The sequence below is a fragment of the Frigoribacterium sp. Leaf415 genome, from assembly GCF_001424645.1.
Taxonomy (GTDB): Bacteria; Actinomycetota; Actinomycetes; order Actinomycetales; family Microbacteriaceae; genus Frigoribacterium.
Window position 1 is genome coordinate 2,496,802 of sequence record NZ_LMQR01000001.1, and the last position, 24,710, is coordinate 2,521,511.

Below are 24,710 nucleotides of genomic sequence, written 5' to 3' on the forward strand. Positions count from 1 at the left end.
GGGCTCCGGGGTCGAGGCGGGGACGTCGTCCGCCGCCCGGCAGGGCAGCCGACCAGAGTAGCGCCGTCATCCGCAGCCGCGCCAGGGGGCGACGACCCGACGCGCGAGGCGTAGAACGGGTCGATGAGCGACCCCTTCGACCTCGACCGGTTCGTCGACGCGCAGGACGCCGGCGGCACCCACGACCGGGCCCTCGACGAGCTGCGCCGCGGACGGAAGTCGTCGCACTGGATGTGGTTCGTCTTCCCTCAGATCGCAGGCCTCGGCCGCAGCGGCATGGACCGCACCTACGCGATCCGCTCGCTCGACGAGGCGCGGGCCTACCTCGCGCACCCCGTGCTCGGCCCGAGGCTGCGCGAAGCGGCGGGCCTGGCCGCAACAGCGGAGGCGGTGAGCGTAGACGAGCTGATGGGTGGCGTCGATGCCCTCAAGCTGCGGTCGTCGATGACCCTCTTCGGCCGGGCCGACCCGTCCGAGCCCGCGTTCCGGGCGGTGTTCGACCGCTGGTTCGACGGCGTCGAGGACGACCTGACCGTCGCCCGCCTCTGAGCTCTTCGGCGCCCCCGCGTCGCGAGACGGCTCGTCCCCGGACGAGGAGGCGCGGGTCACCGCCCACAGGCACCGCGCCTCCCCTGCCGGTGTCGGCGCCCACGGCTACGCTCGTCCGCATGCCCCCGCTCTACCCCGAGATCGAACCGTACGACTCCGGCCTGCTCGACGTCGGTGACGGCCAGCACGTCTGGTGGGAGGAATGCGGCAACCCCGACGGCAAGCCGGTGGTCTTCCTGCACGGCGGGCCCGGCAGCGGGTCGTCGCCCGCGCATCGCCGCCTGTTCGACCCGCGGCGGTACCGCATCGTGTTGCTCGACCAGCGCGGGGCGGGCCGCAGCACGCCGCGCGCGGGCACCTTCGGCACCGACCTCTCCACGAACACGACACCGCACCTCGTGGCCGACCTCGAGACGTTGCGCGAGCACCTGGGCATCGACCGCTGGCAGGTGTTCGGCGGCTCGTGGGGGTCGACCTTGGCACTCGCCTACGCCGAGACCCACCCCGACCGGGTCACCGAGCTCGTGCTGCGCGGCATCTTCACGCTGCGACAGAGCGAGCTCGACTGGTTCTACGAGGGTCCGGCGTCGAACGTGCTGCCCGACCGGTGGCAGGGCTACCTCGCCCCGGTGCCGGTCGACGAGCGCCGACCGGGCGGACTGATCGAGGCCTACTCGCGCCTGCTCGCCGACCCCGACCCGGCCGTGCACGGGCCGGCCGCCGTCGCGTGGTCGTCGTGGGAGGCCTCGGCGATCACCCTGCTGCCCCGCCCCGACCTGGTCGAGCGGTACTCCGACCCGGCGTTCTCCCTGGCCTTCGCCCGCATCGAGAACCACTACTTCGTCCACCGTGGCTTCCTCGACGAGGGCCAGCTCATCCGTGACGCGCATCTCGTCGCGCACATCCCGACGGTCATCGTGCAGGGTCGCTACGACCTGTGCACTCCGGCGACCACGGCCTTCGACCTGCACGCGGCCCTTCCCGACGCCCAGTTCGTCCTGGTCGACGACGCCGGGCACGCGTTCGACGAGCCGGGCATCCTCGAGGCGCTGATCGCGGCGACCGACCGGTTCGCCGACGTACCGACCGCAGCCGACGACGAGGGGACCCGATGACCGTCGTCCTCGCCGGCTGCGGCGACCTCGGCACCGAGGCCGCCCTGCGGTTCGTCGCCCTCGGGCACCGCGTCCTCGGCCTCCGTCGCTCGGCGGGCAAGCTCCCGGCCTCGATCGAGGGCGTCTCGATCGACCTGAGCACCACCCGCCCCACGCTCCCCGCCGACACCGAGGTCGTCGTCGTCGCCCTCTCGGCCGGGTCGCGTGACGTCGACACCTACCGGGCGTCCTACGTCGACGGCCTGCGCACCGTCCTCGACGCACTCGACGAGGCCGGGGCGGTCGACGCCCGGGTGCTCTTCGTCTCGTCGACCGCCGTGTACGACGTCGACGACGGCAGCGTCGTCGACGAGGCGACGCCAGCGACCGGGGCCTCTCCGACGGCCGAGGTGATCCTCGAGGCCGAGGCCCTGCTGCACGAGCGTCGCCCCGACGGGGTCGTCCTACGCCTCGGCGGCATCTACGGCCCGGGGCGAGAGCGACTCATCACCCAGGTGCGCGACGGCGAGGCGCGCCTGGCCGAGCCTGCCGGCAGCTCGCCGCACACGAACCGCATCCACCGGGACGACGCGGCGGCCGCGATCGTGCACCTCACCACCACCTCAGGGCCGACCGACGTCCTGTACGTGGGGGTCGACGACGAGCCGTCGAGGCTCGACGACGTGCTGGCGTTCGTGGCCGACGAACTGGGGGTGCCCGTGCCGCCGAGCGCGCCTCCTCGGGGCCGTCAGGCCGGTGGCGACAAGCGGCTGTCGAACGCACGACTGCGTGGCACCGGGTTCACGTTCGCGTACCCGACCTTCCGCGATGGCTACCGTGCCGTGATCGCGGGCCAGGGCGTGCGGCACCCCTGAACCGGTCCCGCCCGGCGCACGAGAACGCCGCCGAGCGGACGGGGCACCGCACTCGGCGATGTCCGGTCCACTCGACGGCGTGTTCGAGGGTGGGTCGGCGATCTAGTGGATCGGCGTGCCACCCGTCACGGCGATGGTCTCACCGCTGATGTAGCTCGACTCCTGGCTGGCCAGGAACACGAACGACGGGGCCAGCTCGACGGCCTGGCCGGGGCGACCGTAGGCGGCCTCCGAGCCGAAGGTCTCGATCTTCTCGTTCGGCACGAACGCGGGCTGCAGCGGCGTCCAGACGGGGCCGGGCGCGACGCCGTTGACGCGGATGCCGCGCTCGGCGAGCTGCTGGGCCATGGCGCGGGTCCAGTTCGCGATGCCGGCCTTCGACACGGCGTACTCGGCGAGGTCGGGCGACGGCTGGAAGCCCTGGATCGACGAGGTCGTGATGATCGACGCCCCCGGCTGCAGGTGCTTCGAGGCGGCCTTGGTCAACCAGAACAGCGGGTAGATGTTGGCCTTGAGGACGTGGTCGAGCGTCTCGGTCTCGAAGTCGTCGATGCTGCTGACGGTCGGCATGACGCCGGCGATGATCGCCAGGATGTCGAGGCCGCCGAGCTCGGCGACCGTCTTCTCGACGACGTCGACGTTGGTCTGCTCGACCTGCAGGTCGCCGGGCAACAGCACGGCGGTACGACCTGCCTCGCGGACGAGTGCGGCGACCTCCTCGGCCTGGCACTGCTCCTCGGCGAGGTAGCTCAGCGCGACGTCGGCACCCTCGCGGGCGAAGGCGATGGCCGTCGCGCGGCCGATGCCGCTGTCGGCACCGGTGACGAGGGCCTTGCGGCCGGCGAGGCGACCGCTGCCGACGTAGCTGGTCTCGCCGTGGTCGGGCTCGGGCTTCATGGCGTGGACGTCGCCGGGAGCGCTCTGCTGCTGGTGCTCGAACGGAGGCTGGGGGTACTGGGTGACGGGGTTCTGCGGGGTGTACATGTTGTCTGCCATGCCCCCCGGTGTACGCGGCGGCGCCGCTGCGTCGGCCCAGCTTGTACCCCTGCCGGCCGCGACGTCACCGGCCGCGAGGCGACGAGCGGACCCGAGGAGGCGCGGCGCGGCCCCCGGGGAAAGATACGGTGGTCGCGTGCCCCTGCTGCCACTGCCTTCCGAGACTCCCCGTCAGGTCCTGCCCGCCTGGGTGCTGCGCGCCGACCGCCGGGCCGCGAAACGCATCAACTCGGTCCGAGGGGTGCCGGTCGTCGACCGCAACCTCAGTCGTCTCAGCCACTTCGCCGACCACGGGCTGTTGTGGGCCGCGGTCGCCGCGGGCCTCGCCCTCGTGGGCCAGCGTCGCGCGGCCGTGCGGGGCACGCTGTCGCTCGGCTTCGCCAGCGCCATGGCCAACATCGTCGGCAAACGCATCTTCGGCGGCAACCGTCCGCTCATCGACGACGTCCCGATCGAACGACGCCTGCGCAGCCAACCGCTGTCCGCGTCGTTCCCGTCCGGCCACGCGGCCTGTGCCGCCGGATTCGTCACGGGTGTCGCGATCGAGTCGCCGGGTGCCGCGGCAGCCCTGTTGCCGCTGGCCGGCGCCGTCTCGTGGTCGCGCCTCCACGTGGGGGCGCACTGGACGTCCGACGTGGTCGGCGGGCTGATCATCGGGTCGGGCGTCGCGCTGGTCGGGCGACTCGTGTCACCGCGCGAGCGCTGACCCGACGGGGTTCCCCGCCGGGCCCGGCTCGGCGGCACCGAGCGGGACCGGCCGGGTCGACCCGCCCGGACTACCAGCGGGGGTGGACGGCCTCGCGGAAGTACTGGTCGTAGATGCGGACGACCTCGCTGTCGAGCCCGTCGGCGAGGTCACCGACGCTTCCGGCCGCCGCGTTCGCCGTGGCCTGAGCGACGTTGCGCGCGCCGGGGATGACCGTGCTGACGCCCGGCTGCTCGACGATCCAGGCGAGGGCGGCCTGCGGCACGGTGACGCCGTCGGGGACGGCCGCGGCGAACTCCTGCGCGGCGGCGACGCCCTGCTCGAAGTCGACGCCGCTGAAGGTCTCGCCCTGGTCGAACGCCTCGCCGTGCCGGTTGTAGGTGCGGTGGTCGTTCTCGGCGAACGTCGTCTCGGTCGTGTACTTGCCCGAGAGCAGCCCGCTCGCGAGGGGGACCCGGGCGATGATGCCGACGCCGGCGCGTTGCGCGGCCGGCAGCACCTCGTCGAGGGGCTTGAGACGGAACGCGTTGAAGATGATCTGCACGGTCGAGACGTTCGGGCGGGCGATGGCGGTCAGGGCCTGCGCGGTCTCCTCGACGCTGACGCCGTAGGCGCGGATCGCCCCGTTCTCGACCAGCTCGTCGAGGGCGTCGTAGACGGCGTCGCTCTCGAAGACGGGGGTGGGCGGGCAGTGCAGCTGCACCAGGTCGAGCGTGTCGACGCCGAGGTTGCGGCGTGAGCGGTCGGTCCACGCGACGAAGTTGTCGCGGACGTAGTTCGACGGCACCTGCTCGAGCCGGCGGCCCATCTTCGTGGCGACCGTCAGGGGGACGTCGGGGTTCGATGCACGGAAGCGGCCGATGATCTGCTCGCTGCGTCCGTCGCCGTACACGTCGGCGGTGTCGAAGAAGGTCACCCCGGACTCGACGGAGGCGCCCAGCACGTCGAGCGCGTCGCTCTCGCTGACGTCACCCCAGTCGGCACCGAGCTGCCAGGTGCCGAGGCCGATCACCGAGACGGGGCGGTCGGCGAGGAAGGATGAACGGGTTCCGAGGGTGCGGCTCTGCATGTCGTCGAGCCTAGCCACGCCGCACGACGGGTCGCCCAGGTGCAGGACCAGGCGCAGCCGCGGGAGGTCAGCGCCGGGACGCGTTGACGCTGCGCACGAGGGCGTACGACACGACGACCGACACGAAGCCCGCGAAGAGGAACGCGGCACCGAACCCGGCCTGTCCCTGCAACAACCGGACGAGGCCGATGATGGCGAGCGCCGCGGCCAGCATGCCGAACACGCGGGCGACGATCGACTTCAGCCGGCGCGCGGCCCCGGCCCGACGACCGCCTCGTCGACGCGACGACACGGTCAGCCGAGGCGACGGGCCGAGGCGACCGCCGCCTCCTTCGCCTCTCGCAGTTCGCGCGTGGCACGCTCGCGGGCCGCCTCGGGCATGGGCAGCCGGTCGCTGAGCGTGAGGTTCGTGGCGATCGTCTCGACGCGCATGCCGAGCGTCGACCCCAGGACGATGTCGAGGACCGGGGTGGCGTGGTCCCAGTCGGCCGTGGGCGTGCCCTCGTCGTAGACGCCGCCGCGGCTGGTCACGACGACCGCGGGTCGGCCGAGCATCGGCTGCTGGTCGTCGCCGTCGAAGGGCGCGGTGACGCCGGGAACGTGGATGTTGTCGACCCAGGCCTTGAGCGTCGAGGGCAGCGAGTAGTTGTAGAGCGGGGCACCGATCAGCACGACGTCGGCGGCGACGAGTTCGGCGATGAGGGCCTGCTGCAGGGCCTCGTGGGCGGGGTCGGGGGCGTCGCCCTGCTGACGGAGGCGCGGCGGCCAGTGCAGCGCGCTGTCGCTCAGGTGCGGCAACGGGTCGACGTGCAGGTCGCGGCGGGTGACCGTGTGGTCGGCGCCGAGGTCGCACCAGGCGTCGGCGAACGCCGCGGTGATCGCGCGCGAGCGGCTCGTCGTGAGGTCGGCGGACGAGTCGAGGTGGAGCAGGTTCGGCATGCGCCCACCGTAGCCGGGGCGGCCGACACGGCCGGCGAGATGACACGACGTGCCGCTCACCTCCGGACATGAGCGGCACGTCATGACATCTCGGCGGAATGTCGGTGGTGCAGAGCAGGATGGCAGCGATGACCGACGTGCTCGACCGCTTCTCCCCCGCGACCCGCGAGTGGTTCCGGGGGGCCTTCGCCGCGCCGACCCGGGCGCAAGAGGGCGCCTGGACGGCCATCAGCCAGGGCGACCACGCCCTCGTCATCGCGCCGACCGGCTCGGGCAAGACGCTCGCCTCGTTTCTCTGGTCGATCGACTCGCTGGCCTCGTCGCCCCCGCCCGACGAGAAGCTGCACCGCACCCGCGTGCTCTACATCTCTCCGCTCAAGGCGCTCGGCGTCGACGTCGAGCGCAACCTCCGTTCGCCGCTCGTCGGCATCACCCAGACCGCCCGCCGCCTGGGCACCGAGGCTCCCGACATCACGGTCGGCGTGCGCTCGGGTGACACGAGCTCGAGCGACCGCGGCCGGCTCGCCCGCACCCCGACCGACATCCTCATCACGACGCCCGAGTCGCTCTACCTCATGCTCACGTCGCAGGCGCGCGAGACCCTCAAGGGCGTGCAGACGGTCATCATCGACGAGGTCCACGCCGTCGCCTCCACCAAGCGCGGAGCCCACCTCGCCCTCTCGCTCGAGCGCCTCGACGCCCTGCTCGAGAAACCCGCACAGCGCATCGGCCTCAGCGCGACCGTGCGCCCGCCCGAAGAGGTCGCCCGCTTCCTGGCAGGGCCGGCCCCCGTCACCATCGTCAACCCGCGCGCCGACAAGAAGTTCGACCTGCGCGTCGTCGTGCCCGTCGACGACATGACCGAGCTCGGCACCGCCGCCCCGCTCGAAGGGTCGGCCGCCGGCGCCGCACCGCAGGGCTCGATCTGGCCGCACGTCGAAGAGGGCATCGTCGACCTGATCGCCGCGCACCGCTCGACCATCGTCTTCTCGAACTCGCGCCGCCTGGCCGAACGCCTCACGGCCCGCCTCAACGACATCTGGATCGAACGCCAGGGCGGCGACCTCGAGGCCGCCGTGCGCGCGACCGAGGAGGCGCGGGGTCAGCTGGTCACGGCCGGTTCCGTCGGCGACGACGCGGCCGCCGACACCGTCGACCCCTTCGCCCCGGCACCCGCCGCACAGCGCAACCCGGCCGTCGGGGGCGGGGCACCGGCCCAGCTCATGGGCGGATCGGGGCAGACCGCGGGCAGCGACCCCCTGCTCGCCCGTGCCCACCACGGTTCGGTGTCGAAAGACCAACGCGCGCTGATCGAGGACGACCTCAAGAGCGGCCGGCTGCGCTGCGTCGTCGCCACGAGCTCGCTCGAGCTCGGCATCGACATGGGTGCGGTCGACCTGGTCATCCAGGTCGAGTCGCCGCCCTCCGTCGCCAGCGGGCTGCAGCGCGTCGGCCGGGCCGGGCACCAGGTCGGCGAGACCTCGCGGGGCGTGCTGTTCCCCAAGCACCGGGCCGACCTGATCCACTCCGCCGTCGCCGCCGAACGCATGGTCGCCGGGCTCATCGAAGAGCTGCGCGTGCCGACCAACCCCCTCGACGTGCTGGCCCAGCAGACCGTCGCGGCCGTCGCCCTCGACGAACTCGACGCCGACGCCTGGTTCGACACCGTGCGTCGCAGCGCCCCCTTCGCCACCCTGCCCCGCTCCGCCTTCGACGCCACCCTCGACCTGCTCAGCGGCAAGTACCCGTCCGACGAGTTCGCCGAACTGCGACCCCGCATCGTCTGGGACCGCGTGCACGGCACGCTGACCGGCCGCCCCGGCGCCCAACGCCTCGCGGTGACGAGCGGCGGCACCATCCCCGACCGGGGCCTCTTCGGCGTCTTCATGGTCGGCGAGAAGGCCGCCCGCGTCGGCGAGCTCGACGAAGAGATGGTCTACGAGTCCCGGGTCGGCGACGTCTTCGCCCTCGGGGCGACCAGCTGGCGCATCGAGGACATCACCCACGACCGCGTGCTCGTCTCTCCCGCCTACGGCCAGCCCGGTCGCGTCCCCTTCTGGAAGGGCGACGGCATCGGGCGCCCCGCCGAGCTCGGCAAGGCCATCGGCGGCTACATCCGCGAGTTGTCGAACTCGAGCGAGGCCGACGCCACCACCCGCGTCGCCGCCGGCGGCCTCGACGGGCGGGCGGCGCGCAACCTCATCGCCTTCCTCGCCGAGCAGAAGGCCGCCACGTCGTACGTGCCGACCGACACCACCCTCGTGGTCGAGCGCTTCCGCGACGAGCTCGGCGACTGGCGCCTGATCCTGCACTCGCCGTACGGCATGCAGGTGCACGCTCCGTGGGCCCTGGCGGTCTCCGCGCGCATCCGCGACCAGCTCGGCGTCGACGGTGGGGCGATGGCCGCCGACGACGGCATCGTCGTGCGCATCCCCGACACCGACGCCGAGCCTCCCGGGGCCGAGCTGTTCTCGTTCGAGCTCGACGACCTCGACGAGATCGTCACCGAAGAGGTCGGCGGCTCCGCCCTGTTCTCGTCGCGGTTCCGCGAGTGCGCCGCCCGGGCGCTGCTGCTCCCCCGCTACAACCCCGGCAAGCGGTCGCCGCTCTGGCAGCAACGCCAGCGGTCGTCGCAGCTGCTCGACGTCGCCCGCAAGTACCCACAGTTCCCGATCGTGCTCGAGGCCGTCCGCGAGGTGCTGCAGGACGTCTACGACCTGCCGGCCCTGATGAGCCTCACCCGCGACCTCGCGAGCCGCACCGTGCGCATCGTCGAGACCGAGACCGAGGTGCCCTCGCCGTTCGCCCGGTCGCTGCTCTTCGGCTACGTCGCCGCCTTCATGTACGAGGGCGACTCGCCCCTCGCCGAGCGGCGTGCGGCCGCCCTGTCGCTCGACTCGAGCCTGTTGCAAGAGCTGCTCGGCCGGGCCGAGCTGCGCGAGCTGCTCGACGCCGACGTCATCGACCAGCACGAACTCGAACTGCAGCGCCTCGCTCCCGACCGCCGTGCCCGCGACATCGAGGGCGTCGTCGACCTGCTGCGCCTGCTCGGCCCGCTGACCACCGACGAGATCATCGACCGCAGCTGGCTCGCGGCGACCCTGGTCGCCGGTGACGTGGCCGCCCGCGACGACGCGCACCGCGCGCTCGAGACCGCCCTGACCGATCTCGCCTGGTCGAACCGCGTCCTGCGCTTCACCCACGCCGGCACGGTGCGCTGGGCCGGCATCGAAGACGCCTCGCGCCTACGGGACGCCCTCGGCGTCGCCCTGCCGATCGGCGTGCCGACCGCGTTCGTCGAACCGGTCGACGACCCTCTGGGCGACCTGATCGGCCGGTTCGCCCGCACCCACGGGCCCTTCATCCCCGCCATGGTCGCCGATCGTCTCGGCCTCGGCACCGCCGTCGTCATGGACACCCTGCGCAAGCTCGCCACCCAGCGTCGCGTCGTCGAGGGCGAGTTCCGGCCCCGGCAGCAGGGCAGCGAGTGGTGCGACTCCGAGGTGCTGCGTCGCCTCCGCGGCAAGTCGCTGGCCGCCCTGCGGCACGAGGTCGAACCCGTCGCCCCCGAGACGCTCGGACGCTTCCTGCCCGCCTGGCAACACGTCGCCACCGGGCTCAAGGGTTCGGGGCTGCGCGGCCTCGACGGCGTGGTGCAGGTCGTCGACCAGCTCAGCGGGGTCTCGCTGCCCGCCTCGGCGTGGGAGTCCCTGATCCTGCCGGCCCGCGTGACCGACTACAACCCGTCCATGCTCGACGAGCTCACCGCCACCGGCGACGTCATCTGGTCGGGCACCGGCACCCTGCCCGGCAACGACGGCTGGGTCAGCCTGCACCTCGCCGACGGCGCCCAGGTCACCCTGCCCGAACCGTCCGGGGCGGAGACCGACGACCTGCAGCGCGAGGTGCTCGCCGCCCTGGCCGGCGGCGGGGCGTACTTCTTCCGGCAACTCTCCGACGCCGTCGGCAGCACCGACGACGACTCGCTCGTCACCGCCATCTGGCAGCTCGTCTGGGCGGGGCAGATCACCAACGACACCTTCGCTCCCCTGCGCACCCAGGTCGGCGGCGGACGCACGCCGAGGCCGCGCACCCCGACGCGGTCCCGCTCGTCGTACCGCAGCCGCGGCCGGGTCGCCATGCCCCGACAGGCGGGCCCGCCCACCGTCGGCGGCCGCTGGTCGCTGCTGCCCCTGGCCGAACCCGACGGCACCGTGCGTGCCGCCGCGACGGCCGAGATCCTGCTCGAGCGCCACGGCGTCGTCACCCGGGGCGCCGTCGTCAACGAGGGCGTCCGCGGGGGCTTCTCGACGGCCTACAAGGTGCTCAGCGGCTTCGAAGAGACGGGTCGCGCCCGCCGCGGTTACTTCGTCGAGGGCCTCGGAGCGGCGCAGTTCGCGACCGGGCCGACGGTCGACCGCCTGCGGTCGTTCGTCCGCGACGAGGGCGACCGCCGCGACGACGACACCCTCGTCGCCGCGGGTCGTCAGCGCGACGTGCCCGTGGTGACCCTGGCCGCCACCGACCCGGCGAACCCCTACGGCGCCGCCCTGCCGTGGCCCGGGCAGACCCTCGACGGGGTCTCCGCCGACGAGGCCGCAGCCGTCGCGAGCGCGGCGGCACGAGCCGCCACCGCCGCGGCGGCGACCACGGCGACGGGAGCCGGGACGCGCGCCGAGGCGGACTCCGCCGGTGACGCGACCCGCGCCTCCTCGGGGGCTTCCGGCCGCGCGACGAACGACCCGTCCGGAGGCGCGGGCGGCAAGAAGAAGTCGGGTCACCGCCCGGGGCGCAAGGCCGGTTCGCTCGTGGTGCTCGTCGACGGACGACTCGTCGTCTACGTCGAACGCGGCGGCAAGACCGTGCTGACCTTCGGCGAGCCCGACGAACGCGAGCTCGCCCTGGCCGCGGGCTCGCTGGCCGCCACCGTGCGCAACCGCATCGGCAAGCTCGCGGTCGAACGGGTCGACGGCGAATTCGTGCTGGGCACCGCCCTCGGTGACGCCCTGCGCGACGCGGGATTCGCACCGACGCCGAGCGGCATCCGGTTGAGGGCCTGACCGATGCCCGAAGGAGACACCGTCTACCGCGCCGCCAAGAACCTCGACGCGGTGCTGCACGGCCAGACGCTCACCGCCAGCGACTTCCGGGTTCCGGCGTTCGCCACCGTCGACCTCAGCGGTGAGGTGATCGACGACGTCATCGCGCGCGGCAAGCACCTGCTGCACCACATCGGCGACCTGACGCTGCACACGCACCTCAAGATGGAGGGCTCGTGGCACGTCTACCGACACGGCACGAAGTGGAAGCGCCCCGCCTACCAGGCGCGCGTCGTGCTCGAGACCGCCGACTGGGTCGCCGTCGGGTTCGACCTCGGCATCGTCGAGCTCGTGGCCCGCGACGACGACGACAGTGTGGTCTCGTACCTCGGCCCCGACCTGCTCGGCCCCGACTGGGACGCCGCGCGTGCCCTCGCCAACCTCGAGTCCGACCCGGCCCGTGAGGTCGGCCTCGCGCTGCTCGACCAGCGGGTGCTCGCCGGGGTGGGCAACGTGTACCGCAACGAGCTCTGCTTCCTCCGGGGCGTGCTGCCGACGCGTCCCGTCGGCGAGGTCGAGAACCGACCCAAGATGATCGACCTCGCGCACCGGCTGATCCAGGCCAACAAAGACCGGGTCGACCGCACCACGACCGGCAACCTCCGCGGCACGACGGACTGGGTCTACGGCCGGGCGGGCAAGCCGTGCCTGCGCTGCGGCACGAAGATCCTGCGGGGCGAACTCGGCGAGAGCGAACTCGAGCTGCGCGACACCTACTGGTGCCCGCACTGCCAGAGCTGAGGTCGCCTGCCCGACCGGCAGGCCGCCACGCCGCCACGCCGCCACGCCGCCACGCCGCCACGCCGCCACGATGTCAACATCCCGCCGCGCAATCGTGTGGCGGGATGTTCACATCGTGGCGGCATGGGTCGGCGGCCGAGCAGTGCCGCGATGCAGGGTCGATCGGCAGGGCAGCGCCCGAACACCCGAGCGCCCGAGCTCCCGGACGTCCGGTCGCGTGTGACGTCCCGTGACGCGGCTCAGCGTCGGTCCGAGGCGACGTGCCTACGATCAGCGGCACCCGACGGCCGTACCCGGCGAGCCCGTCAGCGCGAGAGGACGACCATGTCGAACACCAGCACCCCCGACACCACCAGCACCGTCGACACCACCGGCACCCCCGGCCCCGCCACCACCATCGCCGACCAGGTGGCCGACTTCAACCAAGGCTTCACCGCGCAGATCGGCCCCGACTTCACGAAGGTCTTCGACGACGAACAGAGCGCCCTGCGCGAGGCCGGCGTGCCCGACGACGCCGTGAAGCCCGGCGACACCGTCGTCGAGGCGACGCTGCTGACACCCCAGGGCACCGAGGTCTCACTCGCCGAGACCGTCGGCGAGGGGCCGGCCGTGCTCGTCTTCTACCGCGGCGCCTGGTGCCCGTACTGCAACCTGACGCTCAAGACGTACCAGGCCGAGTTGCTGCCGCGCCTCCGTGAGCGCGGCGTCGCCCTCGTCGCGATCAGCCCCCAGACCCCCGAGGGCTCCGAGGCGTCGGTGACGAACGGCAGCCTCGAGTTCCCCGTGCTGTCCGACCCGGGCAACGTGCTCAGCGGCGCCCTCGGCATCCGCACCGAACCGAGTGCCGACGCCCGCGCCGTCCACACCCGGCTCGGGTTCGACGTCGCCGACAGCAACGCCGACGGGACGGGCGACATCCCGTTCCCGACCGTGCTCGTCGTCGACCACGACGGGGTCGTCGTCTTCGCCGACGTCCACACCGACTACACGACGCGCACCGAGGTGGACGAGATCGTGGCCGCCCTCGACCTGCTCGAGCAGCCCGCGGCCTGATCGACGAGCGCCTCCGCGCCCGGCAGGACGTTTGCGAACGAGAACGTGCCGGGTGCGGACGACGGGGCGCCGATCCGCCTACCCTCGATCGAGGCGGCCGGCCCGAACCCGGTCGGCCCTGCCGTGGTCCGCAACGACTCGGTCAGCACCGCCCCGGTCGAGAGGACCTCCATGTCGAACGCCGACTCCAGCGCACCCACCCGCATCGCCGACCAGGTGACCGAGTTCAACGAGGGCTTCAACGCCCAGATCGGCGCGGACGCCACGAGGGTCTTCGACGACGAGCAGTCGGGACTGCGCGACTCGGGCGTCCCCGCGGCCGCCGTCCGGGTGGGCGACACCATCGTGGACGCGACGCTCGTGACGACCGCCGGTGACGAGGTCTCGCTGTCGGAGACCGTCGGCGAGGGCCCGGCCGTCCTGGTCTTCTACCGCGGAGCCTGGTGCCCGTACTGCAACCTGACGCTCAAGACCTACCAGGCCGACCTCCTGCCCGAGCTGCGCGAGCGCGGCGTCGCCCTGGTCGCGATCAGCCCGCAGACCCCCGAGGGCAGTGAGCAGTCCGTCGCGAACGGCGGCCTCGAGTTCCCCGTGCTGTCCGACCCGGGCAACGTGCTCGTCCGGGCGCTGGGCATCCAGACCGAGCCGGTCGCGGCCGCCCGCGCGGTGCACTCCGACCTCGGCTTCGACGTGGCCGACAGCAACGCCGACGCGACCGCCGACGTGCCGTTCCCGACCGTCCTCGTCGTCGACCGTGACGGCAAGGTCGTCTTCGCCGACGTCCACGTCGACTACACGACCCGCACCGAGGTCGACGAGGTCGTCGCCGCCGTCGACGCGCTCGACACGCCCCCCGCCTCCTGACCGGCACCGCGCCTCGTGACCGGCACCGCGCCTCCCGACCCCGAGGAGGCGCGCTCGGCCCGGCCGCGCCGGTCACCCTCCTGCGCCGGTCACCCCTGGCACACCGCGAAGAACCCCGTTCCGGACGGTGAACCCCGAAGATTGGGGGTTCACCGTCCGGAACGGGGTTCTTCGTCGATCGGCGGTGCCGCTCAGTGCCGCTGGCCACCAGCGTCGACGGCGGGTGCCGGGGCGGCGGCGTCCTCGCCGAGGCCGACCCGGGAGTGCCGACGCCCGTAGGCGAAGTACACGACGACGCCGATCACGAGCCACACGGCGAACCGTGCCCAGGTAAGGGTGGTCAGGTTGAACATCAGCCACACGCAGAGCACCGCCGACAGGATCGGCAGCACGGGCGACAGCGGCACCCGGAACGCGCGGGGCAGGTCGGGCCGGGTGCGCCGCAGCACGATGACGCCGATGCTGACCAGCACGAAGGCCGACAGCGTGCCGATGTTGATCATCTCTTCCAGGACGCCGACGTCGGTGAAGCCGGCGATCAGGGCGACGATGACGCCGGCGATGACCTGGACGCGCACGGGCGTCTTGCGGACGGCCGAGGTCTTCGCGAGCCAGCGGGGCAGCAGGCCGTCGCGCGCCATCGAGAAGACGATGCGGGCGAGGCCGAGCAGCAGCACCATGATGACCGTGGTCAGGCCGATCAGGGCTCCGATCGCGATGACCTGGGCCGCCCAGCCGACTCCGACGAGGTCGAAGGCCGTGGCCAGGGTCGGGGCCTCGACGGCGGCGAGGTCGCGGTACGAGACCATGCCGGTGAGCACGATGGAGACCATCACGTAGAGCACGGTGACGATGGCGAGGCCCAGGAAGATGCCTCGGGGCATGGTCTTCTGCGGGTTCTTGACCTCTTCGGCGCTGGTCGCGACGACGTCGAACCCGATGAAGGCGAAGAAGACGAGCGAGGCGCCGGCGAGGAGGCCGAAGACGCCGTACTGCGCGGGCTCGGCGCCCGAGACGAACGAGAAGAGGGACTGCGTCCAGACGTCTCCCTCACCGGCCGGGCGGGGCTGCGACGCGGGGACGAACGGCGTGTAGTTCGACGCCTTGACGAAGAAGAAGCCGACCACGATGACGAACAGCACGATCGCGACCTTGATCACCGTGAAGACGCTGCCGACGCGCGAGCTGAGTTGCGTGCCCAGGACGAGCAGCACGGTGAAGAACGCGACGATGACGAACGGCGCCCAGCTCAGCTCGAGCGGCCCGAGCGGCAGGGTGTCGGGCACGTCGAGGCCGAAGCCGGAGAACACGGTGCTGAGGTAGATGCCCCAGTACTTGGCCAGGACGGCCGCGCCGGTGAGGGTCTCGAGGATGAGGTCCCACCCGATGATCCAGGCCAGGAACTCGCCGAGGGTGGCGTAGGTGAAGGTGTACGCGCTGCCGGCGACGGGGATGGTCGAGGCGAACTCGGCGTAACACATGATCGCGAGGCCGCAGGTGACGGCCGCGAGGATGAACGACAGCGTGACGCCCGGGCCCGCGAAGTTCGCGGCGGCGTTGGCGCCCACCGAGAAGATGCCGGCCCCGACCGCGACGGCGATGCCCATGAGGGTCAGGTCGGTGACGCCGAGCGAGCGCTTCAGCCCGTTCTCGGGCCCCGTCGAGTCGGCGAGCGACGACTCGACCGACTTGGTGCGCCACAGGGTGCTGAGCCCCCGGGCCTTGGGGACGGTGCTCATGCTGCCTCCTGGGGTGGTGCGGGCGATGGGGTGGCCCCGTCTCGGGGGACGACGCGCCAGCATACCGGCGGACCGGCCGCGTCTCGTAGCATGGCCGGTGGGAGGGGGCAGTGTGAGCGGACGGTCGTGGCAGCCCGAGCGCCCTGAGCGCCCGGCGGCAGCGTGGGAGGCGCGGGCCGGCTCCCCGGCGGCGCCCGCCTCGGCTGCCGAACGCCTCCGCGACCGCTATGCCCGCACCGACGCCGACGCCGACGCCCGCGCCGACGTTCGCTTCGACGCCGTTGCTAGCGACGAGGCCGACGGGGTCGAGCCGGCCGGAGCAGGGAGGCGCGCGCAGCCGCCACCGCTGCAGGCGGCCGGCCGTCGGGCGGGTCGTGCGCTGCGCCGGGTCTGGACCCGCGCCTCCCGGGGTCGCCGCCTGGGGCTGACGGTCGGCGCCGTCGCCGTGGTGACCGCCCTCGTCGCCGGCGCCGGCCTCGCGATGCAGCCGCGGTACGACGAGCCGGTGCGCCCGGCGATGCTGGTCGACGACCTGCGCGGCGAGCCCACGACGACCGTTTGGCAGACCGACCTGGCGGGCGCCTCGACGCCCGGCACGCCGAAGAATTGCGTGGCCTGGGGGCGCATCGGCATGGTCGGCGACGACGCGCTGCTCGCGGCCCAGTCGACCGAGTTGTCGGACCGGTGCGGTGGCGCCGGAGGACGTCTCGCCCGGGTGGACGGCGAGACGGGCGCACTCGTGTGGAACGCCAACGTGGCCACCGCCCTGGGCCGCGCGGTGCGGGGACTGTCCGTGACCGTGGACGCCGACGGACGAGCGGCGACCCTCGTGGTCGACGACGCCCCCGGTTCGACCCTCGCCCGGATCGACCTTCGCACCGGTGACGTGACCGACGGGTCGCCCTCGGTCGAGTCGAACGACCCGTCGCAGGTGTCGCGGGTCGAGGGGGTCTCGGCGACGACGGTCCTGGTGTCGCATCAACCACGCGACCGTTTCGGGGCCGACGGCATGGGAGCGACGACCGTGGAGGGTGATCGGACCCTGTTCGAGCTGCGCCCGCTGCGCGACCTCGACACGGTCATCTGGCGGTCCGACGTCCTGTCCCAGGCGACGGTGTCGCTGGTCGACGACCAGCTGTTCGTGCTCACGACACTCGGCGACGGGCCGCGGGTGGTCGACGCCGCCACCGGAGACGAACACCGCCTGCCCGTGGACTCCGACGTCTACGGTTGGCCGCAGGCGGGGCACGACCACGTCTTCGTGTCGTTCGTGACACCCACCGGCCAGCACCTCGTCGCGTTCTCCCGGGACGACCCCGGGGTCGAGGACTGGTCGATCGACCTGCCGGCCGAAGCCACGACGACCGTGTCCGACCGATGCCTCGTCGTGACCACGACCGTCGAGAGCGGCGACCCGATCGTCTCGGGGCCGCGGGGGTCCGACCGTCCGGACGACGACGACGAAGGAGGCGCGGAGGGCGATCGCGGACGGGAGTCGGTCACGTGCGTCTCGCCCTCGACGGGTGAGACGGTGTGGGAGACGACGGTGCCCGTCCCGAGTGGCCAGACGGCGCAGGCCGGCTGGGGACCCGCACCGGAGCCTCCGTTCGACGAGCTGCAGGTGACCGTGTCGCCGACGAGCAGCTTCGGCGACGAGACCACGACCACCACGACGTTCGACACCGCCGACGGTCACGTCGTCTCGCGGACCACCGCCCCGGGCTTCTCGATCCCGGTGGCCTGGGGTCGGACGACCGTCTACCTCCTGTCCTACGGCGTCGACGCGCGGGTGGCGATGGTGGCCGCCGACCGGGACAGCCGACGCGAACTGTGGCGGATCTCTCGGAACGACGCGGTCTCGTTCGAGTTCTGGGGGGCACACCTCGTCATGACGACCCAGGACGGCGTCATCCGCCGGCTCGGAGACCGCACGGCGGTCGTCGACGGCAGCTGACGCGGCGCATCACAGCAGGCCGGTCGGCACCCTGAGAGGGCACAGCGCCACGAGATGGGCACAGCGCCAGCACAAAGCCTGGCGCTGTGCCCACCTTCTGGCGTGGTGGAAGCGACGGCGGCGCGGCCGGTGAGCACCCGGGAGAATCGTCCCGGGACCATCCCTTCGGAGGAGGCCGGGACGCGTCGGGTTCGTCCCGACGGCCATCGTCCGCCGCCGACCGGCCAGACCCCACGCCGAACCCTTGTCGCCCGGTGTCGGCGCCTCCTAGCGTCGGCCGTGGTCGCGGAGTGACGGACCCCGTCACCCCGACCGACCGACCTGACGAACGACCGAGGAGAGCGACATGAACGACACGAACGACACGAACGACGTCCAGGCCACCACCGCGACGACCCGGAGCCTCGGCACCGACCGCTCCGGCACCCCGCGCCGCACGGCCGGTTCCGCGTTCCGCCGGGTGGGCGCGACCGCGGCCGTCGCCTGCGCCCTCGCGGGCTCGATCGCCGGGCTCGGGGCACTCGGCGCCCTCGCGGCGCCGGGCAGCTCCCCCGCAGCCCAGGCGGCGTCGGAGCCCACGACGGCGACCGTGCCGAAGGTCACGTACACCGCGGCCGACCTGGCCGCCTTCGCCGCCTCGCCCTACGCCGACGACGCCCTCAACCTCGCGGTCGTCTGGGGGCTCGACACGACCACGGCGAAGGGCAAGGCCGGAGCCGCACTCACGGCCGGCACGGCACTGCCCTTCGCGGCGGGCACGGCCACGACGACGGCCTACACCGACGAGCAGCGCGAAGCCGCCTTCTTCGCCGCGGGCACCGACACGACGTTCCAGGACGACTTCACCCAGGCCCTCGGGCTCGCCGTCGCCTGGGGCAGCGACGACGTCGCGACGGCCAAGGCGAAGGTCGGCGGCCTGCTGCTCGCCCACGAGCAGGTGCCCGCCGCGCCGACCTCGTACACCGACGACCAGGACGCCCGGGCCTTCACCCTCGTCGGCTACGGCGACGCCGAGGCGGCCCAGCTGGCGGGCCTGTGGCAGAGCGACACCCGGTCGGCCGTGGTGCGCGCCGGTGCTGCCCTCCTGGCCGGGGACGACCTGCCCCTCTGAGCCCGCCCCCGCCCGACGGGCGACCCGACCGGGCCGCCCGATCCGGCGGCACGACCGGGCGGTGGCGCCGCCGCCCGGTCCGCACGACCAGCAGCACCCGCACCGCACCCGCCCTCGACCCGGAAGCCCCATGACGACCCTCCACTCCCGCATCGGCTTCGAGATCGAACTGTTGGCCCCGCCCGGGTCGAGCCGGCGGACCCTCGCCGACCGTCTCGCGAGCGACCACGACGGCCAGGTCACCCGCATCTTCCACACCGACTCCGAGCCGTCGCTCGTGCCGGGCATGGGCCACTTCTGGCACCTGACGCCGGGCTACGTCGTCTCCGACGCCCGCGGCGGCCCCGTCGCCGAGCTCGTCGACGACGTCACGCTCGTCGACGACCTCCGCCGTGACCACGAGGAGGCGCGGGTCGGGTCGTCGACGGACGCGCGCCCCGCCGACGCGGTCCCGCCCGACGACCGGTCGTACCGTGTGCTGTCCGACGACCCGCGCCTCCTGCGTCTCGTGGCCCGGCACTCGTCCCCCGACACGCCCTTCGACCGCGCCCTCGACGACGCGGCCGTGCTCTTCGGCAGCTCGGTCGAGACCATCGGCGCGGTGCGTCGCCTGCGCGACGGCGCGGGCTCGAGCATCGCCCTGGCCTCGGCGCTGGCGGCGGGACGCGAACGACCGTGCGAGATCGTCACGCCGCCGCTCGTCGCCGACCACGAGGCCGCCCTCGAGCGCCTGCTCGGGCCGGCCCGCGAGCTCGGCTTCACGGTGCCCGTCGAGGCGGCCGTGCACCTGCACCTCGACGGCGCTCCGTTCCGATCGGTCGCCGCCTTCTCCAACCTGGTGCGCCTCTTCTCGTGGTGGCACGAGCCCCTGCGGGCCGCGCTGGGGACGAACCCCGCGTGCACGCGCCTGGCACCGCTGCCCTCCGCCCTGGTCGAGCTCGTCGGTCGGACCGACCCGCGAGGCGCCGGGCGGGCCGACGTCTGGTCGCGGCTGCAGACGGCCGCCGCGGGCACCGGGCTGACGAAGTACGCCGACGTCAACCTGACCGCGCTGGTGACCGACCGGCCCGTGCGGGACACCGTCGAGGTCCGCATCCTGCCGGGCACCCTCGACGCCGCGGGCCTCACCCGCCGTGCGGGCCTGGTCGAGCGGCTGCTGGCCCGCTGCCTCGAGGCTGAGCCCGTGCCTCGCCCGACGAGCACCGACGCGCGCGAGGCCGCAGTCGAGCTGCTCGACCTCGCCCGCGCGGCCGACCCCGCCGGATTGGTCCTTTCGGCCGAGGCCACGGCACGGGGTCGGCGTTAGCGTGGAGGCCGTGCAGACGAACGGGACCACGACGACCGGGTGGGGACGCACCCGACTCGTGGTGCTGGCGCTGGTGGGGGCCGCCTACTTCGGCGGGCTCGCCCTCGCCCTGCGACTCGAGTGGTACCCGCAGGCGCTCCCCGGGTACCTCTACCTCGGCGTCGTGGCGCTGGTCGCGTGCGCGACCCTCGACCGGTGGCCCGTCGAGACGCTGGCCGTCGTCACCGGCTTCACGGCCTTCACGACCCTCGCGCCCCTCCCCCCGGCGCTGTACGGCCTCTACCTCGGGCCGCCCGTGGCACTCCTGCCGCTCGCGGTCGTGGTCTTCCTGACCATCTCGGGTCGCGGGCCGGTGTTCGCCAGCGCGGCGACCTTCGCCACCCTCGCCGTGCTCGTCCTGCTGCCCTGGCGCGACGTCGCCGCGGCCGGCGTGCAGGGCGTGCCCCTGTCGCAGGTGCTGCTGTCGGACGTGGGGCAGGACCGTTCGGTCGTGCTCGGTCGGCTCATGGCGTGCGGCCTCGTCGTGGTGGTCGCCCTCCTGCTCCGGCGGCAGCGCCAGGCCACGACCGAGCTCGCGAGGACGAACCGTGAGCTGCTCGTGCTGCGGGCGGGCGAGGTCGCCCGCATCGCGGAGCACGAACGCACCCGCATCGCCCGGGACGTCCACGACGAGGTCGGTCACCACGTCGCCGCCCTGGTCATCCGGGCGCAGGCCGCCCTCCGGGTCGCCGACGAGCACCCCGAGCAGCTGGCCCCGGCCATGCGGGACATCGCCGCGGGCGGGCAGGACGTCCTGGGACGCATCCGCGGGGTGCTGCGCGTGCTCCGGGCGGCACCCGGAGGCGCCACCGGGTCGACGTCGGTCGTCGACGAACTGGCGCAGATGACGGACCGCCTGACGTCACTCGGCTACGAGGTCGGCAGCACGGTGCACCTCGACGGCGACGACCTGCCGACCGAGCGTCGCGCCGCGGTCCTCGCCGTGGTGCGCGAGGGGCTGACGAACGCGATGCTGCAATCGTCGGCGCACCGGGTGCACGTCACGGTCGACGACACGTCCGGCGGGACGGTCGTCACGGTGAGCGACCCGGGCCCCGCCCGCGAACGGTTCCCCGACGTGCCCCGAGGCGGAGCCGGCATCCCCTCGCTGCGCGATCGGGTCGGCGCCCTCGGCGGCTCGCTGGCCGCGGGGCCGGGGCCCGAGGGGGCCGGCTGGCAGGTCCGGGCCGAACTACCGGCACCGGCACCGGCAGCTCCGGCCACGACGGCTTCCGCGTCGACACCGGCACCGGCTTCCGTGTCGACGGCAGGGCGGGCGGCATGACGCTGCGCGTGCTGGTGGTCGACGACCAGGCGATCGCCCGGGCCGGGCTCGCGACGATGCTCGACGCCGAACCGGACGTCGACGTCGTCGGGCAGAGCGCCGACGGCGAGGACGCCGTGGCCGACGCCCTCGCCCTGAGACCCGACGTCGTCGTGATGGACATCCGCATGCCCCGGCTCGACGGCATCTCGGCCACCCGGCGAATCGTGCCGGCCATCGGCTGCGCCGTGGTCCTCATCACGACCTTCGACGACGACGAGCACCTGTTCGACGGCATCGCGGCCGGCGCCTCGGGATTCCTGCTCAAGGACTCCGGGCCCGACCTGATCGCCGCCGCGGTGCGGTCGGCGGCTCGTGGCGACTCCCTGATCGACCCGGCCATGACGCGGGCCCTCATCGAGCAGCGCGTCGCCCCGGCCCCCGCGTCGCGGGACGCCGTGCGCCACCGGGCGGCCCTCGACTCGTTGAGCGACCGCGAGCGGGACGTGCTCGACGCCGTCGCACGCGGCCTCAGCAACGTCGACATCGCCCGAGAACTCTTCGTCAGCACGGCCACCGTGAAGAGCCACATCTCGAGCCTGCTGGCCAAGACCGACAGCCGCACTCGCGTGCAGGCGGCCGTCTTCGCGTTCCGCTCGGGCTTCGCCCGCCCCGAGGGCGGCTGAGCCGTCCCGTCAGAGCACCCGCTCGAACCGCTGCGACGGCCGCTTCAGCAATGAGTGCTCGTACGGTTCACCGGCGGCCACCCACCCCTCGCTCTCGTACAGCCCGACCGCGGCGACGTTGTCGAGGAGCGCGTGCAACACGGCACGCTCGTGCCCCAGCGAGCTCAGCCGGGCGGTCGCCTCCCTCAGCAGGGCACGCCCCAGCCCCCGCGCCTGGGCACCGGGCCTGGTCGCCAGCAGGCCCAGCACCGGGGCGTCGGGCGGGTCCGCGGGCAAGCCGCTGCCCGGGCGCGTCGCGAGCACGAAGCCGTCGACCCCGTCGACGCCGTCCGCGACCAGCCAGACGACGCCCGCGTCGAACTTCGGTCGGGCCCGCTCGGCGACCCCGGCGAACGCCTGCCCGTCGCGCGCGGCGCACGCAGCGACCCAGATCGCCAGGCACGCCTCGAGATCGGCTGTGCCGGTGGGGCGGATCTCGGGCGACACGAGCTACCCCCGCACCAGCAACGGGAACACGAACACCGCGAAGAGGAAGAACGCCGCCATGACGCCGAACACGACGTAGGTGCCCCGACCGACGACTCGCTGACCGGAGGCCTCACGGCGCTGCAGCACGCGGCGACGGTAGATCACCTGGATCACCACGAGCACGACGATCGCCAGGGCGAGGATCGAGATGACGACGGCTTCGATGGCACGGCTCCTTCGAGGGGCGGGCGACAAGAGGGCGGACGGGCGGCGCCGGTCGGGCACCGGCGGGGCACCGGCGGGCGGGACCGGACGGCCCGCACCAGCCTAACGGCCGACCCCGGGAGCCCAGGAGGCGCGGGTCGCGACCCCGGGACCGCTCACGGCCCGCCCACGCACCCGACTCGTAGCATGGCCGGGTGACGGACGACGCCCGACCGAGCGACCAGCCGCTCGCGCGCGCCCGCCGCCGCGGAGCCGCCGTCTGGCACCGCGCCTCCCGCCCTCGTCGGCTCGCCCTCGCGACCGCCGCGGTCCTCGTCGCGGCGGCGCTCGTCACGACCGTCGGCCTGGTCGAGGCTCCGCGCTACTCGTCGGCCGCCGCGCTCGACGGCGTCGTCGGCGACGACCTGCGGCACGAGCCCGTGCCGGAGTCGTGGACGCTCACGCCCGCCGACGTCGGCGTGCCGGCGGATCAGGGCCGCTGCCTCCTCTGGCAGGCCGAGCCGGCGGTGGGCCCCGACCGGCTCGGTGGCGACGTCCTCGTCAGCGCGGGCGGCGCCGCGGGCGACGACGGCACCGGCACGGGTGACGCCGGCGACACCGACTGCCGGTTCGACGGCGGCTTCGGCAGCACCGCGCAGACCGTCAGCCGTCTCGCCCGCGTCGACCCCGTCGACGGCACCGTCCGCTGGTGGGTCGACCTCGGCGCCGAGCTCGACGCCGGCAGCGGCTTCGTCCAGGTCTGGCCGACCGACGACGCCGGCGACACGACCCTCGTCTCGACGCTGGGCTTCGGCGGAGACGGGTTCGCCTCGTCGTACGCCCGCCTCGACCTCGGCACCGGCGAGCTGACCGACGTCACCACCTCGCCGAACGGGCGCGCCCGCCTGACCGACGCCACCGCCTCCTGGGCCCTCGTCTCGAGCGACCCGCAGTTCTCGTACCAGGACTCCCGCGTCTACTACGACTCCGAGCCCGGCACGGGCGAGTTCTCGCTCTACGCCGCCGACGACCTCGACGCCCCCGTGTGGACGGGCGAGACCACCGGCAGCCAGGACGAGGCCCTGACCCCCGACGGCCTGCTCGTCCTCGACGGCGGCACCATCACCGCGGTCGACGGACGCACCGGCGACACACACGCCTGGGGGCCCGACCTGCCGACCGCCACGACCCTCGTCGTCGACGGCGACCTCGTCGTGGTGGGCCTCGACCCGGCGATCCCCACCTCGACCGGCGACACCGACGGCACCGTGGTGGCGCTGTCGCTCGACGGGCGCGAGCTCTGGCGGCACGGCTTCCGTCAGGACCGCGGCGTCCAGACGACCGGCGACTGCGTCGTCTTCTCGACCACGCCCGGGGTGGTCTGCGTCGATCGGCGCACGGGCGCCGAGCTCTGGACCACCCCGCCCCGCGACCGCCGCCACGGGCTCGCCCGCGTGACCACCGATCCCGCCGGCGACCGGGGGTCGCTCGTCTTCGCGCAGACCTTCGAACCGGGAGGCGCGGCGGCGGTCTCGGGCGACCTCACGTCGGACGAGGCGGCCGAGCGCACCGTCCGCCTGCTCGACGCGGCGTCCGGCCACGAGCTGGCCCGGGCGGTGGTGCCGGGCGAGTCCCAGATCGCACTGGTCGGCCGCACGACCGGCTACGCCACGACCGCCTCGAGCGGCCGCACGTCGACGGTCACCGCCTTCGACCTGTCCGACGGCCACCGCCTCTGGCAGCTCGACACCGAGCGCGACCAGCTCGGCTTCTGGGGCGGCGCGCTCGTCACGAACCACCCCGACGGCAGCGTGCAGCGCCTCGTCGACCCGGTGCGCGTCGTCGGCTGACGACCCGCGCCTCCTGCCCTCGGCCCTACCGCGCCCCGGCCCGACCAACCGACTGATACCGCCCGACGAAGTCCACCAGGCGATTCCGCCAGGGGAGGGTAAAA

At 73.5% G+C, this 24,710-nt stretch carries 21 protein-coding genes; 14 read left to right on the forward strand and 7 right to left on the reverse strand.

Going from position 1 to position 24,710, the window contains the following annotated elements:
• Window positions 1-123 precede the first annotated feature (123 nt).
• From ASG28_RS11555 to ASG28_RS11565, 3 genes are all read left to right on the forward strand, one after another.
• Entirely contained in the window at window positions 124-549 is a 426-nt protein-coding gene (locus ASG28_RS11555; RefSeq protein ID WP_055975222.1) for a DUF1810 domain-containing protein, read from the forward strand.
• Between the two features lie 119 nt (window positions 550-668).
• Window positions 669-1,664, forward strand: coding sequence for a prolyl aminopeptidase (pip, locus tag ASG28_RS11560; RefSeq protein WP_055975225.1), 996 nt, complete (start codon window positions 669-671; stop codon window positions 1,662-1,664).
• Window positions 1,661-2,518, forward strand: a complete 858-nt coding sequence (locus tag ASG28_RS11565; RefSeq protein WP_055975228.1) for an NAD-dependent epimerase/dehydratase family protein — start codon at window positions 1,661-1,663, stop codon at window positions 2,516-2,518. The genes pip and ASG28_RS11565 overlap by 4 nt, the downstream gene beginning before the upstream one ends.
• Before the next feature lie 102 nt (window positions 2,519-2,620).
• On the opposite strand, the gene ASG28_RS11570 is transcribed toward ASG28_RS11565, so the two are convergent.
• Complete coding sequence (locus ASG28_RS11570; protein WP_055975231.1) at window positions 2,621-3,514, reverse strand: SDR family oxidoreductase; 894 nt, start codon at window positions 3,512-3,514, stop codon at window positions 2,621-2,623.
• Between the two features lie 136 nt (window positions 3,515-3,650).
• Between ASG28_RS11570 and ASG28_RS11575 the strand changes: the two genes are divergently transcribed.
• Window positions 3,651-4,220, forward strand: coding sequence for a phosphatase PAP2 family protein (locus ASG28_RS11575; RefSeq protein ID WP_043595928.1), 570 nt, complete (start codon window positions 3,651-3,653; stop codon window positions 4,218-4,220).
• A gap of 70 nt (window positions 4,221-4,290) precedes the next feature.
• Here the strand turns inward: ASG28_RS11575 and ASG28_RS11580 are convergent, their stop codons facing one another.
• The 3 genes from ASG28_RS11580 to ASG28_RS11590 all read right to left on the reverse strand — a co-directional run bounded on the left by ASG28_RS11580 (window position 4,291) and on the right by ASG28_RS11590 (window position 6,228).
• Complete coding sequence (locus tag ASG28_RS11580; RefSeq protein ID WP_055975234.1) at window positions 4,291-5,289, reverse strand: aldo/keto reductase; 999 nt, start codon at window positions 5,287-5,289, stop codon at window positions 4,291-4,293.
• A gap of 67 nt (window positions 5,290-5,356) precedes the next feature.
• Window positions 5,357-5,581, reverse strand: a complete 225-nt coding sequence (locus ASG28_RS11585; protein WP_055975237.1) for a hypothetical protein — start codon at window positions 5,579-5,581, stop codon at window positions 5,357-5,359.
• 2 nt (window positions 5,582-5,583) lie between these two features.
• Entirely contained in the window at window positions 5,584-6,228 is a 645-nt protein-coding gene (locus ASG28_RS11590) for an FMN-dependent NADH-azoreductase (protein ID WP_055975242.1), read from the reverse strand.
• A gap of 128 nt (window positions 6,229-6,356) precedes the next feature.
• Here ASG28_RS11590 and ASG28_RS11595 point away from each other — a divergent pair, with 128 nt between their 5' ends.
• From ASG28_RS11595 to ASG28_RS11610, 4 genes are all read left to right on the forward strand, one after another.
• Entirely contained in the window at window positions 6,357-11,288 is a 4,932-nt protein-coding gene (locus tag ASG28_RS11595; protein WP_055977529.1) for an Lhr family ATP-dependent helicase, read from the forward strand.
• Between the two features lie 3 nt (window positions 11,289-11,291).
• On the forward strand, window positions 11,292-12,068 hold the full coding sequence (locus ASG28_RS11600) for a DNA-formamidopyrimidine glycosylase family protein (RefSeq protein WP_055975245.1): 777 nt from the start codon (window positions 11,292-11,294) through the stop codon (window positions 12,066-12,068).
• 324 nt (window positions 12,069-12,392) lie between these two features.
• Window positions 12,393-13,121, forward strand: a complete 729-nt coding sequence (locus ASG28_RS11605) for a peroxiredoxin-like family protein (protein WP_082454600.1) — start codon at window positions 12,393-12,395, stop codon at window positions 13,119-13,121.
• Between the two features lie 171 nt (window positions 13,122-13,292).
• Window positions 13,293-13,985 (forward strand): peroxiredoxin-like family protein, encoded by a 693-nt coding sequence (locus tag ASG28_RS11610; RefSeq protein WP_055977536.1) that lies wholly within the window; start codon window positions 13,293-13,295, stop codon window positions 13,983-13,985.
• A gap of 191 nt (window positions 13,986-14,176) precedes the next feature.
• Here ASG28_RS11610 and ASG28_RS11615 read toward each other — a convergent pair whose 3' ends face one another.
• The gene (locus ASG28_RS11615) at window positions 14,177-15,724 is read right to left on the reverse strand and encodes an APC family permease (RefSeq protein ID WP_055975248.1); all 1,548 of its coding nucleotides are present in this window, start codon (window positions 15,722-15,724) and stop codon (window positions 14,177-14,179) included.
• A 112-nt stretch (window positions 15,725-15,836) separates the two neighbouring features.
• Here ASG28_RS11615 and ASG28_RS11620 point away from each other — a divergent pair, with 112 nt between their 5' ends.
• The 5 genes from ASG28_RS11620 (at window position 15,837) to ASG28_RS11640 (ending at window position 22,084) form a co-directional block, all read left to right on the forward strand.
• Window positions 15,837-17,678 (forward strand): outer membrane protein assembly factor BamB family protein, encoded by a 1,842-nt coding sequence (locus ASG28_RS11620; RefSeq protein ID WP_055975251.1) that lies wholly within the window; start codon window positions 15,837-15,839, stop codon window positions 17,676-17,678.
• A 346-nt stretch (window positions 17,679-18,024) separates the two neighbouring features.
• A complete protein-coding gene (locus ASG28_RS11625) occupies window positions 18,025-18,789 on the forward strand; it encodes a hypothetical protein (RefSeq protein ID WP_055975254.1) in 765 nt (254 codons plus the stop codon).
• Window positions 18,790-18,919: 130 nt separating this feature from the next.
• The gene (locus ASG28_RS11630) at window positions 18,920-20,095 is read left to right on the forward strand and encodes an amidoligase family protein (RefSeq protein ID WP_055975256.1); all 1,176 of its coding nucleotides are present in this window, start codon (window positions 18,920-18,922) and stop codon (window positions 20,093-20,095) included.
• A 10-nt stretch (window positions 20,096-20,105) separates the two neighbouring features.
• Window positions 20,106-21,419 (forward strand): sensor histidine kinase, encoded by a 1,314-nt coding sequence (locus ASG28_RS11635; RefSeq protein ID WP_157485705.1) that lies wholly within the window; start codon window positions 20,106-20,108, stop codon window positions 21,417-21,419.
• Complete coding sequence (locus ASG28_RS11640; RefSeq protein ID WP_055975263.1) at window positions 21,416-22,084, forward strand: response regulator; 669 nt, start codon at window positions 21,416-21,418, stop codon at window positions 22,082-22,084. The genes ASG28_RS11635 and ASG28_RS11640 overlap by 4 nt, the downstream gene beginning before the upstream one ends.
• Before the next feature lie 9 nt (window positions 22,085-22,093).
• Here ASG28_RS11640 and ASG28_RS11645 read toward each other — a convergent pair whose 3' ends face one another.
• Window positions 22,094-22,570, reverse strand: a complete 477-nt coding sequence (locus ASG28_RS11645) for a GNAT family N-acetyltransferase (RefSeq protein WP_055975265.1) — start codon at window positions 22,568-22,570, stop codon at window positions 22,094-22,096.
• 3 nt (window positions 22,571-22,573) lie between these two features.
• Window positions 22,574-22,807, reverse strand: coding sequence for a hypothetical protein (locus tag ASG28_RS11650; protein WP_157485706.1), 234 nt, complete (start codon window positions 22,805-22,807; stop codon window positions 22,574-22,576).
• A gap of 164 nt (window positions 22,808-22,971) precedes the next feature.
• Between ASG28_RS11650 and ASG28_RS11655 the strand changes: the two genes are divergently transcribed.
• Window positions 22,972-24,606 carry an outer membrane protein assembly factor BamB family protein gene (locus ASG28_RS11655; RefSeq protein WP_055975271.1) on the forward strand — a complete coding sequence of 545 codons (1,635 nt, stop codon included), beginning with the start codon at window positions 22,972-22,974 and terminating at the stop codon, window positions 24,604-24,606.
• The last annotated feature ends 104 nt before the right edge of the window (window positions 24,607-24,710 follow it).